Source organism: Bacillus sp. 1021, assembly GCF_014534735.1.
Lineage (GTDB): Bacteria > Bacillota > Bacilli > Bacillales > Bacillaceae > Bacillus > Bacillus siamensis.
The window spans coordinates 116,065-134,260 of the sequence record NZ_JACVSR010000004.1 but is presented as its reverse complement, the minus strand read 5'-3'; the positions used below and the strand labels follow the sequence as shown (position 1 = coordinate 134,260).

Here is an 18,196-nt window from a genome sequence, read left to right as displayed (position 1 = left end):
AGGTGCAGTTTTTAAGTGAATCAAATACACCGGGATCAGCTGATTTCCACCCGCAGCGCCGTAATGCTGTCTCCGTTGCATTTTCCTTTTTCGATCGGGCAGGATGAAAACGCGACGACGAGATCCATTTCCGCACGGAGCCGTACGTAATCACCCGCGTCAGACAGAGGCGTTTCGACTGACAAGTTCCCCTTCTCATCAAGCACCGTATTCATAAAGATGGCAAACGGGTAATGCATATGCGGCCGCGGCACCCCGAATGGTTCAAGCGCCCCGCTCATATTGTCATAGCACGTATCCTGGAGCTCATCTTTATGCTTTCCGTATAAAAGCCTGTTCATATCCGGGCGGCAGGCTGGAAGCAGCAGGTCATGCTTGCCGACAGTATCTTCAATCAGCGTCAGCATCGGCTTATATAAATTTGAATAAATATGATCGCCCGTTTTCACATGAATGGACTGATTGGCATCAATCGTCGCGCCCTGATCAAGATGCTCATAGAAGTCCTTGGCATGATATGCCGTAAAATCAGCCACCTGCTGCCCTTCCACATCGACTACTTTTATAATCTGCCCTTTGTGAACCTTCAGGCCGAGCCCTTTTTTCGGCGGTACGATAAATTGCTGTGTCATCAGACTGCTCCTTTTTTCTTCTATTATGAACTCCGGCCGTTTGTTTCATGTAAAGCAATTTATTGGATGTATATTCCCGTTCTGCCGGCCGCAATCTAAGCTTTGATAAAGGGGTTGAATTACATGGGTAAATCACAGGACCAGCCTAAAGGAAATCTCGCTTGGTGGCAGCTCTCTTTAATCGGCGTCGGCTGCACGATCGGGACGGGCTTTTTTCTCGGGTCCAGTATTGCTATTGTTAAAAGCGGATATTCCGCGCTGATCTCATTTCTTATTGCCGGGCTCGGCACCTATTTTGTCTTTGAGCAGCTCGCGAAGCTTTCGGCTAAGCAGCCCGAAAAGGGGTCTTTTTGCGCTTATGCGAGAAAGGCTTTCGGCTCTTGGGCCGGTTTCAGCAACGGCTGGGTGTACTGGTCGTCTGAAATGCTGATTACGGGAAGCCAGCTGACAGCCATCTCGCTGTTTACGAAGCATTGGTTTCCGAATATGCCGCTGTGGATCCTCGCCTCCATCTATGCGGTGCTCGGTCTTTTAATTATTTTTACGGGGCTGTCCGTTTTTCAAAAAACGGAGAATGTGCTCGCTGTTGTCAAGACGGCGGCCATTTTTATGTTTATCGTCATCGCCATTTTGGCGCTGTGCGGTATATTTTCTCATAAACCGGATGTTCAGGTGCCGAATGACTCAAAGGATTTGTTCCCGCACGGAGCGATGGGTTTGTGGACGGGGCTGATTTATGCGTTTTACGCTTTCGGGGGAATTGAAGTCTTGGGGCTGATGACCGTACATTTGAAAAAGCCGGAGGAAGCCTCAAAATCAGGCAGACTGATGCTTATCGTTCTTGCGGTGATTTACGTCATTTCTCTCGGCCTGGCGTTATTGTTAGTGCCGCTGGGTAAATTCACCGAACAGGACAGCCCGTTTATTACATCTCTGAAAGGCTTTCATTTAGATATCATTCTTGATATTTTTAACGGGATTTTTATTATTGCGGGGTTTTCTACGCTCGTCGCCTCGCTGTTTGCCGTGACGACATTGCTTTGTACGATGGCTGATGACGGAGATGCGCCGAAATGCTTCAGATTGAAGGAAAATAAAAAAATCTGCTGGCCTGCGCTCGGATTGACATTCGCCGGACTCATCGTCTCCATCATCCTGTCTTTGGTGCTGCCGAAAAATATATATGAACACATGACCACCGCGGCAGGCCTGATGCTTCTGTATACATGGGTGTTCATTTTGTTCTCAGGCAAGAAACTGATCGAACCGACAAAAGTGGGAACGGCACAGATTTTTATCGCCCTGGTGCTGATTGCGGCCGCCGTCTCCGGGACGCTGTTTGAGAAATCGAGCCGGCCCGGTTTTCTGGTCAGCCTTTGTTTTCTCGCCGTCATTGCGATCGTGACATGGATCGTACAAAAAAAGCAGGGACACAGCCCTGCCGGATCATAGCTTAAACAATCTTTTCAAATAGGAAAAAGGACATTTTGACACTTGCGTCTCATCATCACGGAGGAAATATTGCTTCCATTCTAAATTATCTTTTCCTCCGTACCACCCCAATTGGGGATGAAGAGGGGCTTCGTCGTATGCCTCCAAACGTTTTCTGATCAGCCGGCTCATATTGCGTCCGAACGCGGTTGAATCATTTAACCCTTCGAAAACCCATCTCGGCTGAAACGCCAGCATAAAAAACGGGAAGCTTCTGCTTTGTCTCGCTTCATGCGCAGGCGTTGCGCACAGAATAAAATACGGCTCGCCGTCAAAGCAGAACTCCCATTTATAATGTTCAGGATCTTCCGGCATATCTTCCGGCCAGTCTTTCGGGTCGCAGCCGCTCAGCCGGTTTAAAAAAGACCAGAACAGCTCTTCATACGCCTCAATGGAATAATGCTCAGCTAAATCCTCAGGCGTATCAAAAATCACAAGCAGCGACGCGTATCTTCCGGTTTCCCTTGAGATTTTTCCGTATTCGGACAGCAGCAGCCCCACTTCCTCCGGGGTCCCCTGCTCGCGGGGATCACCCGCAAAGGATATCCGAAGCTGATCTGTCAGAAATCCCTGACGTCCGGGTATGCACGGAAACGTATCCGCTTCATCGCCTACTTTTTCTGATAGAAGCTCAAAAGCGATTCTCTGCCAATTTGGCAGATCCAATAACTTTTCCTCAAGGCAACTTTTTGTGTACAGCCCGCTGGCCATCGCCCCACCTCCAGTATCGTCATGATACGTTATGATGGGGATAGGCGATGGGTGACAGTCCTTCTATTTATGAGATGAGCATTTGAATCCCCTGCCATCCGAAATAAAAACCAAAAACGATCAAAGACACACCTGCCGCTCCCGTCAGCCAGCGAAGCGCTTTTTCGTGGAGAAGATTTCTGAAAGTGCTTGCGGCAATCGCCATGCAGAAATCCCAGATCAAAATGCCGAGAAGAATGCCGGAGCTGTAAATCAAAAGCTGGTTCGCATCGAAGGATTCAGCGGTTTTGGCGAGAATGCTGCCGTATATGCCGAGCCAGAATAAAATGCTCAGCGGATTGGAAAGAGAAATAAAAAATCCCGCACCGAATGTTTTGTAAAAAGCCGGTTTTCCTTTTCCGCTTCTGACGTTCATGGCTTCCCTTATATTTTTTAACGTTTCGACGCCCGTGTAGGTCAGCACGAAAAAACCGAAAAGCCACAAAAACGTTTTCACGAAAGGCGCCGTCAAAAATTGAGACAGCCCGAAATAGATCAGAATCATATACAGCCCGTCTGCCGCCATGGCGCCAAGACCGAAAATCCATGCATGCCAAAAGCCGTTCTTGATGCCTTTGTCAATTTGCGCCGCATTGACCGGGCCGACAGGTGCTGACAATGACAGCCCGAGAACGATGTAGCTTAAAAAGATGTTCATTGGCTTCCCCCTCATTCATGCAACTTGTACAAATTATTCATGAATGGGCCGGGCTATGATATATTATTTTAATTTCTCAAGCTCGTCTTCCATTATGTCCGTCACTTTTTTGAGAAAATCGAATATCAGGTGCAGTTCTTCTTCTTTATATTGCCGGCAAAGGCTGATGGTGGACTGGGATAAGGAGCTGAACAATTGTTTCACGTTCGCTTTTCCGGCTGTCAGCGGCACAATGATCACCCGCCGTTTATCTTCAGGATCTTTTTTCCTCATGACATATCCCGCTTTTTCGAGCCGGTCAATGAGCGCCGTTACCGAACCTGTGCTGAGGCCGGTTTTTTTCCCAAGCTCCCCCGCGGTCATCGGGCCTGCTTCATTTAAAATATCAGCTGATTTCAAATCGGTCGGAAACAGACCGAGAGATTGAGCGGCCGCCTGATGAAACAGGATCGTCCTTGTGGCCATCTTCCGGAATAACTGTATCGCGGTTTCCTCCGTCTCGCTTCTGGTATTTCTTGTTGACAACTGACAGGCCTCCCTATAAAATCAATTTATCTTGACGATCAAGATAATTTTCGGCAAATCTATTATGATCATAGCAAATTTGATGATCAAAAGTAAGTATAGGAGGAAAAATCATGGAACAAACAGCCGCGAAGGACGCCTCGACGAAGTTTGTCGTCATCGGCCTTTTGCTGGGCATTTTAATGTCGGCTATGGACAATACAATCGTTGCCACCGCGATGGGAAATATCGTGGCGGACCTCGGAAGTTTCGATAAGTTCGCATGGGTGACGGCATCATACATGGTAGCCGTAATGGCCGGTATGCCGATTTACGGCAAACTGTCCGATATGTACGGGCGGAAACGTTTCTTTTTATTCGGTCTCATTCTTTTCTTAATCGGATCGGCATTATGCGGAATCGCCCAAACAATGGACCAGCTCATTATTTACCGCGTTATTCAGGGAATCGGCGGAGGCGCGCTGATGCCGATCGCTTTCACCATCATTTTTGATTTATTTCCGCCTGAAAAACGCGGAAAAATGTCAGGGATGTTCGGCGCCGTTTTCGGCCTGTCCAGCGTTCTCGGGCCGCTTTTAGGCGCGCTTATTACCGACTCCATCAGCTGGCACTGGGTATTTTACATCAACGTGCCGATCGGCATCCTGTCGTTATTTTTCATTCTTCGTTATTATAAAGAATCACTTGAGCACAAGAAACAGAAAATCGACTGGGCCGGCGCGATTACGCTGGTGGTTTCCATTGTCGGTCTGATGTTCGCTCTTGAGCTCGGCGGAAAAACGTATGATTGGGACTCCGTTCAGATCATCGGTCTGTTCGCTGTGTTCGCCGTGTTCTTTATCGCCTTTTTCATTGTAGAAAGAAAAGCGGAAGAACCGATTATTTCTTTTTGGATGTTTAAAAACCGTTTATTTGCTACGGCACAGATTCTTGCTTTCCTTTACGGAGCCACATTTGTGATTTTAGCGGTATTTATCCCGATTTTCGTTCAGGCTGTGTACGGCAGCACCGCGACAAGCGCGGGCTTTATTTTGACGCCGATGATGATCGGTTCTGTTATCGGAAGTATGATCGGCGGAATTTTCCAGACGAAAGTACGGTTCCGTAATTTGATGCTGATCTCCGTGGTCGCTTTCTTTATCGGAATGCTGCTGCTTTCCAATATGACTCCGGATACGGCGCGCACGATGCTGACGGTATTCATGCTGATCTCAGGATTCGGCGTCGGCTTCAACTTCTCACTGCTGCCGGCCGCGTCCATGAACGATCTCGAGCCGCGCTACCGCGGGAGCGCCAACTCAACAAACTCGTTTTTGAGATCATTCGGCATGACGCTCGGTGTGACGATTTTCGGAACCATCCAGACGAATGTGTTTACCAACAAGCTGACCGATTCATTCAGCGGCATGAAAGGAGCGGGCGGCGCGATGCAGAACATCGGAAATCCTCAGGACATTTTCCAGGCCGGCACGCGCGCTCATATTCCGCCGCACATTCTGGATCAAATTATTGACGCAATGTCGCAGAGCATCACGTATGTATTCACGCTTGCTCTGGCGCCGATCGTCATCGCAGCCATCACCATTTTGTTTATGGGAAAAGCGAGAGTGAAAACCTCTCAGGAAATGGCGAAAAAAGCGAATTAAAAAAAGCAGTACATGGCATTTGCCATGTACTGCTTTTTTGTTTACTCCGCGAAATGCGGAGCGAGAATGTCTTTGAGCACGTTTGCGCTATGACTGAATTGACGCTGTTCTGTTTCGTTCAGTTCAAGTTCCGTCACACCGGCGATGCCGTTCCGATTGACGACGGCCGGAATGCCGATAAAGACGTCGTTTACACCGTATTGCCCGTCCAGATATGTGCTGACGGTTAAAATACTGTTTTCATTACGCAAAATCGCTTTTGTGATGCGGGCGAGGCTCATCGCCACTCCGTAATATGTCGCGCCTTTTTTCTCAATAATATGATAGGCGGCGTTTTTCACATCGTCCACGATCTGATCCAGCTCGTCCTGTTTGTAAGCTGCATTTTTCTCCAGCAATTGCTGCACCGGCACTCCGCCAATATTGGCGTGACTCCATACAGGAAGCTCGGTATCGCCGTGCTCGCCGATAATGTGGGCGTGTACGTTTTGCGGAGCGGCTCCGAAATATTCACTCAGCATATAACGGAATCTCGCAGAATCCAGTGTCGTGCCGCTGCCAATGACGCGTTCTTTCGGCAGACCGCTGAATTTCCATGTCGCATAAGTGAGAATGTCGACCGGGTTTGTGGCAACGAGGAAGATGCCGTCAAATCCGCTTGCCATGACTTCACCGACAATGCCTTTGAAAATGGCGAGATTTTTTTCGACCAGCTCAAGTCTCGTTTCGCCCGGCTTTTGGTTGGCTCCGGCACAGATGCACACGATATCGGCATCCTTGCAATCTTCATACGTTCCGTAAGACGTTTTCACCGGATGAGGCGCAAATGCCTTTCCGTGATTTAAATCCATGACATCTCCCATGGCTTTTTCTCTATTTACATCAATGATCACAAGCTCATCTGTGATCCCTTGGTTAATTAACGCAAATGCATAACTGCTTCCAACAAAACCTGCTCCGATTAATGCTACTTTGTTCACTCGTTCGTTCATCATGTATGCTTATCCTCCAGTGTTTCGTGGTGTCTGTTTTTATTGTGAAGTATTTCACATTTATATTGTGCACTATTTCACAAACTTTTGCAAGAGAAAAGTTTTGTCTTGAAAACCCCCAGATTTTTGACAGAATCCTAAAACGGTTGGGTTTTAGGATTCTGTCATCTTTTCAGCTTGATTAAATCATTGAAGGCGGCGCTTAGTCAGGCATTCTGAGAAATCCTGATTTCTCTATTCATTAATGCCGAAGATAGCCATTCAAACCAGAATTGTTATACAAACCATTCTTTACATAATCAAAGCCGGGCTGGTTTTGTCCGGGCACTTGGGCGCTGCCATTGTTAAAAATCACTTTGGCGTTGGCCGTATCCGCATTCTCAGGCAGCGTCAGCGTGTAAATTCCATCTGCATTCTTAGTCATGGCTTTCCCTGGCCACGATCCGGTTAATTCTATGGCCCTGCCTCCATCATGTTTATAGATATAAGCATTTACCTGGCCCCAATGGTCCGGATTTTGATAGCCAATGATGTTGGTTTGAGACGGGTCTTTTTTGATAAACATGTATTCTTGGGTTCTTGCTGCACCCTCGCTGTTCGTTCCGGTTAACTTGAGGTTGTATGCCGTGCCGATTGGATCTCCTTTTCCGATCGTTAATCGGTCTCCGTCCTTAAACCCCGTCTGCTGCCCATTATTGATCTGATAAACGGCTTTTGTTGTTTTCGCATTTGCACGCAGGGTGACCGTCAGCTGATCGTTGAAAGAATGGACTGCTCCCGTTTGATAATTCTCAAGGAAGACATGAGGCGCATTTCCGATATCGTCAGGATAAAGAACAGCCGCGGATCTGGCATTGATCGTGCCTGTCAGTTTGCCGTTCGTTACTTGAAATGAACCGGTGCCGGCTCTATTATCATACCTGCCGTCAGGTAATTTCGTTGACGTATTGACGGCAACGGCAGACGATCCTGCATTTGCCAGCACAACGCCTTTTGAGCCGCGCTGATTCATAAAGATTTGATTGTTGCCATTCGGATTTGAGAGTTCCTCAGGCTGCCCGGCCATTTCGTTGTGAAATTGATTGACCGCAGTGATCGCCTGATCTTTAAATAAGGCACTCCCGCGATCGCCTATTTGACTTTTTCCGGGAAATCTTACACCATTTCCTCCGCCCTCAGGTCTGGAAAAGAAAAGAGGTGTACTTCCTGAGCGGGAACCGATCACTGCCCAGCCTAAACGGATATCGTCATCGCTCATCCATGTAGACTCTTCCTCATCATTGGCATACGTATCATGTGATTCCACCCATGTGACCAACTTGTCCGCAGACACATCAGATGCATAATGGGAAATATTCGACACACTCAGATTGCGGTTCTTCAAGGCGGACCTGATGGAATGCCCATAATTTGAAGCGGTCACGTTCATATAATTCGCATAAGCAGTATCTCTGGACGCGCTGTCTTGCAGGATTTCTCCGTATTGGAATTCCGCCGCTGTATTTGTGATATTCGGCCAAAATCGGCTGCCGTAATTCCCGTCATCCGGAAGCTCTATATGCTTGGCGGCATCATAGCGGAATCCGTCCGCTCCGTCATTCAATGCTCTTTCCAAGAAGCGTTTCAGATAGGTTTGCACCTCAGTATTTTGAGTATTCCAATCATACAGCCCCAATAGTGAATTTTGAGTGACATCCCATCTGTCCGACCAATTTTTAATTTGTGTGTTTCCATGGGTCCAGTTTGGAATACGCTTAATCTCGTCAGAAATCGCGCCATAATCACTGGTCGTATGATTGATGACCGCATCGACAATGACTTTTACGCCATATTTTTCTGCGGCTGCGCACATGTCCTTAAATTCTTGTTCAGTTCCTAAGTAACGGTTGCCGATTTGGTACGATGTCGGCTGATACAGCCAGTACCAATTCCTCATGCTCTTATCTCCTTGGTTCCCTTCCTTTACTTGGTTAATCGGAGACGTCTGAATGGCTGCATAGCCTGCATCACGAATATCTTTCATATTTTGTGTTAACGTATTGAATGACCAATTCCAGGCATGAAGGATGGTTCCGCTTTTGACTGAAGATGCGGTCACCTCATTTGATTTGTCAGCGGTTTCAGCGTTTGCAGCCGCAGGCCCTGACAAAACCAAATGAAACAGCAATAAAAATCCGGCGAATAACGGCAGTAAAGAGGTTTTGAATCGTTTTTCAAACATTTTTGACACTCCTTATTTGATTTTTTGAAGACTGACTGCGGAGTCAAAAATTCCTCTTACCCTTTCTTCAGCTTCCTCCTTTCGAATGTTGTGAAGACTGGAGAATTTTGTTAACGCTTTCATTTCAACTTATCACACACTCTCTATCAAAGCAACGTGTCAGAGTGAAATCAAATCTATATTCCTATCAGATCAACAAAAAAAGAAACCACCTATCAAGATGATTTCTTTTTCACTTCTTTTATCGCTCTTCTGTAAGACAGCTTCACAATGACATACCGAAGCAAAAACAGAACGCCTCCGCAGACGATAAAAAGAAAGATCATTTTCAGCCAAGCAAAGAATGTATGGGGCAGCCCCCTGTCGTACATCGTAAGCGCAGCTGCCGCAAAAGCAACCGCAATTGAATCGATCCGCTGCTGCTTCACTCGTTTTCGCAGTTCTTCCTTGGTGTCTATTCTCGGCATGAGCATTCCCGCCGCTCCTGCTCTGATACAATAATAAACAATTATAATGAAGAAAACCGCCAAGCTTCCGGCCCATTCCCTAAACGGACAGTTCAGGACAAGCCCGCGTACAATGATATCAAGCAAAGACAATGTGCCCACAAGCATTCCGACTTCTGACCAAATCATTCGTTCTTTCTCTTTCACACTCTCACTCTTTCCATTCACGTTTGAAAGTCGGTTCCGATGCTGATTCATGACTTCCTCCCGTACTTTTAAGAATGGCTTACAACTCCCATTATATCTTGCCGATTCATAATGATAAACCGAAATATCATTGACAAAAACGTTTAATAGGGACCCCATTTGATCAAAACGCCTATGCAGATAAACACCAGGCCGATCACAAACCAGATCAGCGCCAGCGGAATCATAAAGCGCAGCCACTTTACGTACGGAATACCGCTTGCGGCCAGCACGGCCATCAATACGCCCGATGTCGGATTGACACAGTTTACAACGCCTTCTCCGAGCATGACCGCTTCAACCGCCACCTGTCTCGTGATGCCCATCAGATCGGCAAGCGGAGCCAAAATCGGTATAAATACAACCGCCTCCCCCGATCCTGATGAAATCAGAAAATGAAGCAGAGCACTGGAAATATACATTCCGATTGCGCCTGCCATCGGGCTGAAACCGTGGAGCAGTGACGCAAGTCCATTGACTACCGTATCAAGCAGCTTTCCGTGTTCCAGGATAACGGAAATGCTTCTCGCCATTCCGACGATCAGCGCGCCGTAAACGAGACCCTGGCAGCCTGTGATAAACGTTTTTGCGATATCATTTGCCGCCATCCCCGCAGTCAGTCCGGAGACGATCGAGATGAAAATGAACACGGCGGCCATTTCTGAATCAGACCAGCCAAGGGTTAGCGCACCGTACAAAAAGCCGGCAAGCGACAAAGCCGCAACAGCCAGAATCAGCTTATGGCGGACAGTAAACGGGACATGCTTGTCCTCCTGATCAGAAACCTGCCGGATTGAGCCTGCCGCCGGAAACCAATCGTTCCCCAGCAGACTGGCGTCCTTTGCTTTTCTGAGTCTTCTCGTATACCGATAAATATATAAAATAGATGATAGTAGAAAACAAATGTAGACGGCAATCCTCAGGCCGATGCCGGAAAACATCGGCAGCTCCGCGATGCTTTGTGATAACCCGAGCGGTGAAGGTGATAGAATCGTCGCGTTAAACCCCGCATAACAGCCGATATAAATGACGGCTGCTCCGGCCACGGCATCCCATTTCAGCGAACGGGCGACGATCAGGCCGATCGGAATAAAACCGATCACGGAATTGACGACGATGCCGGTTGTGCCGAGAATCGAAAATAGAGATCCGACAATCGCAATAAACAGCAGCTGTTTTGTGCGGAACGTACTGATCACGTTATTAATCAATCCATTGATGGCGCCCGTTTTCTCTAAAATCGCAATGGTGCCGCCCGTAAACAGGATCAGAAAGATAATCGGTGCGGAACTTGTCATCCCTTCCTGAATCGCCGTAAAAAAGGCGATCGGGCTGACCGGGGACTGATCCAGAGAATGATAACTTCCAGGGACGGCAGACGTCACACTGCCCTTTGTCACCCTGTCGAATTCTCCAGCGGGAACGATGTACGACGCTATCGCGCAAAGTAAAGCGACAATGAACAGCAGCACATAAGCATCGGGCATGACAAATATTTTTTTCTTTTTCAATACAGGTTCGGTCTTCGGCACAGCCATAACATCACCATCCCGCTTTAAATTTATAAACTATTCAGAAAATACAGATATGTGCTATATTATATACAGACCGATTGCCTGTTTTCAATATCAAAAATAAAAAACAGACAGCTTTTGAAGGAGGACTTACGGCATGAACAGACTCACAGAGCATGACAAACAAGTCATTATGGATATTTTTAACCACCTGCACGCCCATCCCGAAGTAAGCTGGAAAGAATATCAAACGACTGAATATCTGGCTGAAAAACTGAAAGCGTCCGGCTGCCGGACCCGCACGTTTGATGATTGTACCGGAGTTGTCGGCGAAATCGGAGAAGGCTCCCCCGTTGTGGCTGTCCGGGCGGATATTGACGCGCTGTGGCAGGAAGTGGACGGTGTTTTTCAGGCGAACCATTCATGCGGACATGATTCACATATGACGATGGCGCTCGGCACGATGATGCTTTTAAAGAGTCAGCCGAAGCTTCCGAAGGGAACCATCCGCTTTATTTTTCAGCCGGCAGAAGAAAAAGGCGGCGGGGCGCTGAAAATGATTGAAAAAGGCGTGCTTGATGATGTTGACTACTTATACGGCGTGCACGTACGCCCCGTACAGGAAACGGCAAACGGCCGATGCGCCCCCTCCATTCTGCATGGCTCAAGCCAGCATATTGAAGGCCTGATTATCGGAGAAGAAGCCCACGGCGCGAGACCGCATCTCGGGCTTAACAGTATTGAAATCGCCGCCCTTCTCGTGCAGAAACTCAGCTTCATTCATCTCGATCCCGGCATTCCGCATTCGGTGAAGATGACAAAGCTTCAGGCAGGCGGAGAGAGTTCCAATATCATCCCGGGAAAAGCCTCCTTCAGCCTTGATCTCCGCGCGCAAACCAATGCCGCCATGGAGAAATTAACCGCCGAAACCGAAAGAGCCTGCGAGGCGGCGGCTGCCGCATTCGGCGCAAAAATCGAACTGCAAAAAGAACACAGCCTCCCGGCAGCCGAGCGAAACAAAGAAGCGGAAGCCATCATGGCGTCTGCGATAAGCAGCATTCTCGGAGAAGAACATGTGGATGAGCCTCTCGTGACAACCGGAGGAGAGGATTTTCATTTCTACGGACTGAAGGTGCCGAACTTGAAAACGACGATGCTCGGCCTCGGGTGCGGACTTCAGCCGGGGCTTCACCATCCTCATATGACATTTGACCGAAGCGCCATCTTTACAGGTGTTGAGATATTAACAGCCGCCGTCCTCGCATCGTTTGAAGCATAAAAAAAGCAGCCCGTTACAGGGCTGCTTTTCTTCGTTATTTCTTCAAATCTTCAATTGAATTGACGTTTTTCATATACTGAGGAACGACCAGACCCATCTTGACGCCTGTCAGACTCGTTCCCACATCTTCATATTTGCCTTTATATTTAGACGCATATGCTTTATGAGTGTTCGGAAGCCAAGCAGACAGTGACGCATCCGCGCTGCCTGTCGCAATCGCAGTCCACATCGGGCCTGCCTCCACTTGCGTCAGCTTCACGTCATAGCCGAGGTCTTGAAATACTTTTCCGATCACGTTCGTACTTGCGATTTCACTGTCCCACGCCACATAAGCCAGGTTGATTTTATCACCTTTTACTTTATGAGCGCCTTTTGTCCATTGAGCTACTTGATCTTTATGTTTTTTCACATATTCAGCAGCGGCTTTGGCCGGCTTTTCGCCTTCTTCAACGGCAATCATGACTTCTCCCATATCGTCCTGCGTCCAGTTGAACTGGCTGAGAACCTTGGCCGCGTTAGGCTGTTCCTTACTGAAGCCGGTTCTTGTAATCGTATGAATCTGCTCGGCAGTTCCGTACGTCTTTTTCGGATCATCGAGGAACTTCAGCTTATATCTGGAAAACATCCAGTGCGGCGTCCAGCCCGTTACGATGATCGGCTTTTTCCGGTCATATGATTTTTTCAATGTCGCCGTCATGGCGGCGCTTGATGCTGTGACGACATTCCAGTCTTTCAATCCGTAATCGTTAACGGCCTCATCCGTCAGGGCCATGATTCCCGAGCCCGGATCAATACCGATAATGGTTTTGTTCACCTGATCCGCAGCCGTTGCCTGACCATCAGTCTGCGAACCGCAGGCAGCCAAAGAAAGAGCCAGCGCAGCGGTAACGCCGACACCGATGATTTTCTTAAGCATCAGGCATTCCCCCTGCTCTTTTTCTTCACTTTAATGTTTTGCGTGATACGGTCGAGTGTAATCGCTACGATGACGATCGCGATACCCGCTTCCACTCCGACACCGGTTTTCAATTGTGTCACGGCGCTGTATACTTCAGAACCGAGACCCGGCGCTCCGACCATGGCCGCGATAACGACCATTGACAAAGCAAGCATGATGCTTTGGTTAATACCGGCAAGAATGGTTTTGGTGGCAAGCGGAAGCTGTACCTTGAACAGACGCTGAGACGTCGTTGAACCGAATGCTTCCGTCGCTTCAATCAGATCAGCCGGAACTTGTTTAATACCGAGAACCGTCATGCGGATCGTCGGAGGCATCGCGAAAATAACAGATGCCACAACGCCTGGCACAACCCCGATATTAAAGAAGAAAATGGCAGGCAGCAGGTATACGAAAGCCGGCATGGTCTGCATTAAATCCAGAATCGGTGTGACAATGCGGCGGACCGTTTCTTTCTGAGACGCCCATATGCCGATCGGAACCCCGATAATAATGGAAATCAAAACAGATGTGACGACAAGCGCCAGCGTTTGCAGCATCGGCGACCAATAACCCAAATAATCAATAACAAGGAATCCGATTAACGTAAAGAGTGCAATTCCTCTCGTACTGATCCACCAAGCGAGAGCTGCAAAAATAACAGTCAATAAAATAGACGGGATGAAACCCAATCCGCTCACAATCGCGTTTACGAAAGCGGCCAAACCGTTTGAGATTCCGTCAAAGAAACCTCCGAACGTCATGGTAAGCCAGTCAACAAACCGGTCAACGATATCTGCTAACGGAATTCTAGGCAATCTGTCCATTTACTTCACCCCCTGAACAGAAGAATCCTGAGCTTGTTCAGCAGAATCTTCAACATTTATATAATCGTTATTGCCTGAAAGCGCGCCGATTAATGCACCTTTTACGACAATGCCTTTCATGCGGTCCTTATCGTCCGTGACGGCGATCGGAATATTCGCATCAGACACGACATCGAAAATTTCCGTCAAGTAGGTGCTTTCGTGCACAGTCGTAAATTCAGTATTTAAAATATCCTGAAGCGATAAGTCGGATTCCACCGCTTTTTTCGCATCCGCCGCATGAATGACGCCGAGAAGCTGTTTCTGTTTATCAACGGCGTAAATAGAAGAAATACCCAAGTTCTTCATCAGCTGCAGCGCTACACGAGGCCCTTTGTCAATCCGCACAGTTTCAGCGCGCTTCATGATATGGCCCGCTGTCAGAACTTTTGATAAATCTACATCTTCAACGAATTTTTCAACGTATTCATTGGACGGGCTCATCAGAATTTCTTCAGGTGTCCCGATCTGAACGATATTTCCGTCTTTCATCAGCACGATTCTGTCGCCGATGCGCAATGCTTCATCAAGGTCATGCGTGATGAAGATGATCGTTTTGCCGACAGAGTCATGAAGGTCTAAAAGCTCATCCTGCATATCTTTACGGATCAGCGGATCAAGCGCACTGAAAGCTTCATCCATCAGAAGAATGTCAGGATCATTCGTTAATGCGCGGGCAAGGCCGACACGCTGCTGCATTCCTCCGCTGAGCTGATCGGGGAATTGGTGTTCAAAGCCTTCAAGACCGACAAGCTTAAGCGAATCAAGCGCTTTTTGCTCACGCTCTTTCTTGTCAACGCCTTGAAGCTCCAAACCGTATTCCGTATTTTCAAGAATCGTTCTGTGCGGAAACAGCGCAAATTTTTGAAAGACCATGCTGATTTTTTTCCGGCGCACTTCCCGGAGCTGGTCTTTTGACATATTTGTTATCATGTCACCATCAATATAGATATTCCCGGCAGTCGGTTCAATAAGCCGGTTTAACAGCCGAACTAAAGTTGATTTACCGCTCCCCGATAGACCCATGATGACAAATATCTCCCCATCATAAACATCAAAGTTTGCTTGATTGACACCAACGGTTGATCCGGTCGCTTTCAGGATCTCTTTTTTGTTTTTTCCGTTGGACAGCATCTGAATGGCTTTTTTTGTCTGTTTTCCGAAAACCTTAGATACATTTTCGACTTTTATCTTAATTGGTTTCTCATCTACACTCATATTTTCCCTCCATAATAAGCAATCCTTAATACCGTAACACGTTTGTAATAAGTCAAACAAACATCATAATCCCTGTTATTTTGTATCATTACTTTAAAAACATCCATGTGTCTGATTTTCCTCTGGTATGCTTCTAAATACTCTCTAATCCTCCTTAATGAGGATAAATTACAAAGGAAACCGGGCTTTTATCAGGCTTGAGAACGTTTCCATCGAATCTGCTGCAAACTGATTTCCTATCCTTTTTTTACAATTACAAGAATTTCTTTGCGACATTGTCCTAGTTAAAGGAGTTTCCTCATCCTAAAAATAAGGAATATCAAGGAAAAATATAGGTCTCCAAAAAAAAAGCACCCCAAAAGGGTGCTCATTGCGCAAGCTCAGTCTGTTTCGTTTCTTTACCGAGAATAAGAATGGTGATGACGGCAATCAGAATGGCCGCACAAAAGACGGCAAAAATAGCTGTAAACGAAACGTTCCGGGCTGCAAGAGATCCGACGAGAAGCGGGCCGAAAATACCGCCGATTCTGCCGACGGCCGCCGTTGTCCCGGAGCCGGTCGCACGGATCGCCGCAGGATACTGCTCCGGTGTATAGGCGTAAAGCACGCCCCACGCGCCGAGATTGAAGAAGGACAGCAGCATGCCGGCCGCCAATAACATAACCAATGAATCTGCGGCACCGAAGAAATAAGCGCTGCCCGCCGTTCCGAGCAAATAGATGACTAAGATGGTCTTCCGCCCCGCTTTTTCGATCAGCCATGCAGCGGAAAAATAGCCCGGAAGCTGAGCAAGTGTCATCAGCAGCACGTATTCAAAGCTCTCAATCATGCTGAAGCCTTTCATCAGCATCACGCTCGGCAGCCACAAAAACATGCCGTAATAGGAAAAGACGACGCAGAACCAAACGACAGACAGCATCACCGTCGGCCGGATATACGGTTTCGCCCAGACACTTCCCGCCTGGCCGCGTATACTTTTTTTCTGCGATAAAGCCTGATGCGTCGGTGATTCCGGAAGGCTTCTCCGCAAATACAGCGCATAAAACGCCGCCAGCGCCGTTAAGAGCAGCGCGGCCTGCCACCCGAATGCCGGTATGACAAAGTAAGAAATAACCGCCGCAAGAAGCCAGCCCGCCGCCCAAAAGCTCTCAAGCAGCACGATGATCCTCCCCCGCTTTTCAGGGGCGGACGCTTCTGACACGAGCGTCGAGGCGACAGGCAGCTCCCCGCCAAGCCCCATTCCGATCAGAAAACGCAATATGAGAAAAACCGTCAATCCCGTTGCGAAAGCGGATATGCCGCTTCCGACAGAAAAGAGCAACAGCGTGATCATAAACACTTTTTTCCGGCCGATCCTGTCAGCCAGCATTCCGAATACAAAGGCGCCCGCTGCCATACCGATGGAATTGACGCTTCCGATCCATTTCATTTGATCAGGCGTTAAATTCCAATCAGCGTGAAGCGCGGCGATAATAAACGATAAAATTCCGACATCCATTGCATCAAACAGCCAGCCCATTCCGGCGATAGCCAGAAGTTTGCGCGGAGTAACGGCAGGTTGTTTGTTCATAAGCAGCACCTCAAATCGAAAATGATTACCGTATAAGTTTACATCTGTCTTTACACATTGTCATTATCTTTTTCACAAAAAAATCCCGCTTGCCGTAAGCAAGCGGGGTGCAGATTAATTCTTTAAGACTGCGTTTTTAATATTATCCTGGAGCTGTTGAATCCGTTTCGCTCCGTCTTCTCTGATACGTCTGTTCTCTTCCTCGATCTGTTTTGTTTCCTGCATACCGCTGACAATCGTATTCCAAGACGTTTCGATCGTCTCAATGTCAATGCTCGGACGGCCTGCCATACGGGCGATCTCCACGCTTTGGTTTGAAATATTTTCAGCGTTGCGCTTCAGCATTTCATTCGTGCGTCGGTCCAGTTCGCTCATTGAATCAGCCACAAGCTTTTGGCGTTTGACGGTGACAGCCTGAATGATGCCGTTTTTGAAAATCGGAATCGTAATGACGAATGCGGAATTGATTTTCCCGATGAGCTTCGTGTTCCCGCGCTGAAGGAGGCGGATCTGCGGTGCCGTTTGCAGCGCCACCATCCGCGCCATATCTAAATCATACACACGTTCCTCAAGCGCTTGAAGCCCGTCGCGCAGCGTATCGAGCTGCATTTGCGCAAGCTGGTTCCCGCCGGCCGCTTTTTCTTCATAAGAAGGAATGAGCGCCTGCATTTCCTCAAGCTTCATCTGCCCGGCAACGACATATTTTTCAAGCTCCATGTAGTAGTTAATGTTGTTTTCGTACATCTCTTCAAGTGTATGGTTCGTCTTTGCCATTTCATCTTTGTATTTCGAAATTTCAACATGGATTTTTTCAATTTCTCCGCCCAGAGTGCGGTACTTCTGAAAAATCTTTTCAATCATGCTGTTGCCGCGTTTGAACATTTTAGCGAGGAATCCTTTTGGTTCATCGAAATCATTTTTGTCGAAACGGTCCATGATTTTCCCGAGTTGCGTCAGCATTGTGCCTGAATCTGTGACACTTGTTGTTTTCATCATATTTAAGATGCGGTCGGAAAACTTCGAGATCTCAACTGCCGGTTCTTTTCCGTACTCCAGCAGTTCCATTTGGTTTTTCACGTCAATCTGCTGCGCAATGCGCTGCACCTCAGGGTCTTGGCGCAGCTGCACTCTGATGTCATCTGCTTTTTGTTCAGAAATCTCTTCATTTTTATCAAGAACAAGCGGATTTTGATTTTCTGTCATGT

Annotated in this window: 16 protein-coding genes; 3 read left to right on the top strand and 13 right to left on the bottom strand. The window is 47.7% G+C overall.

Going from position 1 to position 18,196, the window contains the following annotated elements; translation table 11 throughout:
* Positions 1-35 precede the first annotated feature (35 nt).
* Positions 36-632, bottom strand: coding sequence for a DUF1989 domain-containing protein (locus ICW23_RS15190; protein ID WP_011996295.1), 597 nt, complete (start codon positions 630-632; stop codon positions 36-38).
* A gap of 123 nt (positions 633-755) precedes the next feature.
* Here ICW23_RS15190 and ICW23_RS15185 point away from each other — a divergent pair, with 123 nt between their 5' ends.
* Positions 756-2,084 carry an amino acid permease gene (locus ICW23_RS15185; protein WP_016936820.1) on the top strand — a complete coding sequence of 443 codons (1,329 nt, stop codon included), beginning with the start codon at positions 756-758 and terminating at the stop codon, positions 2,082-2,084.
* Here ICW23_RS15185 and ICW23_RS15180 read toward each other — a convergent pair.
* The 3 genes from ICW23_RS15180 to ICW23_RS15170 form a co-directional block, all read right to left on the bottom strand.
* On the bottom strand, positions 2,079-2,834 hold the full coding sequence (locus tag ICW23_RS15180; protein WP_045926283.1) for a YqcI/YcgG family protein: 756 nt from the start codon (positions 2,832-2,834) through the stop codon (positions 2,079-2,081). The genes ICW23_RS15185 and ICW23_RS15180 overlap by 6 nt on opposite strands.
* Positions 2,835-2,901: 67 nt before the next feature.
* Positions 2,902-3,531: a LysE family translocator gene (locus ICW23_RS15175; protein WP_014469715.1), complete on the bottom strand. Its 630-nt coding sequence runs from the start codon at positions 3,529-3,531 to the stop codon at positions 2,902-2,904.
* Positions 3,532-3,594: 63 nt separating this feature from the next.
* Positions 3,595-4,056: a MarR family transcriptional regulator gene (locus ICW23_RS15170; protein ID WP_016936822.1), complete on the bottom strand. Its 462-nt coding sequence runs from the start codon at positions 4,054-4,056 to the stop codon at positions 3,595-3,597.
* A 113-nt stretch (positions 4,057-4,169) separates the two neighbouring features.
* On the opposite strand from ICW23_RS15170, the gene ICW23_RS15165 reads away from it, so the two are divergent.
* A complete protein-coding gene (locus tag ICW23_RS15165; RefSeq protein WP_016936823.1) occupies positions 4,170-5,702 on the top strand; it encodes an MDR family MFS transporter in 1,533 nt (510 codons plus the stop codon).
* A gap of 41 nt (positions 5,703-5,743) precedes the next feature.
* Here ICW23_RS15165 and ICW23_RS15160 read toward each other — a convergent pair whose 3' ends face one another.
* From ICW23_RS15160 to ICW23_RS15145, 4 genes are all read right to left on the bottom strand, one after another.
* Complete coding sequence (locus tag ICW23_RS15160) at positions 5,744-6,697, bottom strand: L-lactate dehydrogenase (RefSeq protein WP_016936824.1); 954 nt, start codon at positions 6,695-6,697, stop codon at positions 5,744-5,746.
* Between the two features lie 238 nt (positions 6,698-6,935).
* Positions 6,936-8,915, bottom strand: a complete 1,980-nt coding sequence (gene amyE / locus ICW23_RS15155) for an alpha-amylase (RefSeq protein ID WP_188154728.1) — start codon at positions 8,913-8,915, stop codon at positions 6,936-6,938.
* Positions 8,916-9,130: 215 nt separating this feature from the next.
* A complete protein-coding gene (locus tag ICW23_RS15150) occupies positions 9,131-9,619 on the bottom strand; it encodes a DUF6773 family protein (RefSeq protein WP_016936826.1) in 489 nt (162 codons plus the stop codon).
* A 92-nt stretch (positions 9,620-9,711) separates the two neighbouring features.
* Positions 9,712-11,145, bottom strand: coding sequence for a YfcC family protein (locus ICW23_RS15145; protein ID WP_188154727.1), 1,434 nt, complete (start codon positions 11,143-11,145; stop codon positions 9,712-9,714).
* Between the two features lie 133 nt (positions 11,146-11,278).
* On the opposite strand from ICW23_RS15145, the gene ICW23_RS15140 reads away from it, so the two are divergent.
* Complete coding sequence (locus ICW23_RS15140; protein WP_047476153.1) at positions 11,279-12,400, top strand: M20 peptidase aminoacylase family protein; 1,122 nt, start codon at positions 11,279-11,281, stop codon at positions 12,398-12,400.
* A 34-nt stretch (positions 12,401-12,434) separates the two neighbouring features.
* On the opposite strand, the gene ICW23_RS15135 is transcribed toward ICW23_RS15140, so the two are convergent.
* From ICW23_RS15135 to ICW23_RS15115, 5 genes are all read right to left on the bottom strand, one after another.
* Positions 12,435-13,316, bottom strand: coding sequence for a glycine betaine ABC transporter substrate-binding protein (locus ICW23_RS15135; RefSeq protein WP_016936829.1), 882 nt, complete (start codon positions 13,314-13,316; stop codon positions 12,435-12,437).
* On the bottom strand, positions 13,316-14,164 hold the full coding sequence (gene opuAB / locus ICW23_RS15130) for a glycine/proline betaine ABC transporter permease subunit OpuAB (protein ID WP_003156639.1): 849 nt from the start codon (positions 14,162-14,164) through the stop codon (positions 13,316-13,318). The genes ICW23_RS15135 and opuAB overlap by 1 nt, the downstream gene beginning before the upstream one ends.
* Positions 14,165-15,421, bottom strand: a complete 1,257-nt coding sequence (opuAA, locus tag ICW23_RS15125) for a glycine/proline betaine ABC transporter ATP-binding protein OpuAA (protein WP_188154726.1) — start codon at positions 15,419-15,421, stop codon at positions 14,165-14,167.
* 367 nt (positions 15,422-15,788) lie between these two features.
* Positions 15,789-16,991, bottom strand: coding sequence for an MFS transporter (locus ICW23_RS15120; protein WP_188154725.1), 1,203 nt, complete (start codon positions 16,989-16,991; stop codon positions 15,789-15,791).
* 114 nt (positions 16,992-17,105) lie between these two features.
* On the bottom strand, positions 17,106-18,194 hold the full coding sequence (locus tag ICW23_RS15115; RefSeq protein WP_064777966.1) for a toxic anion resistance protein: 1,089 nt from the start codon (positions 18,192-18,194) through the stop codon (positions 17,106-17,108).
* Positions 18,195-18,196: the final 2 nt, after the last annotated feature.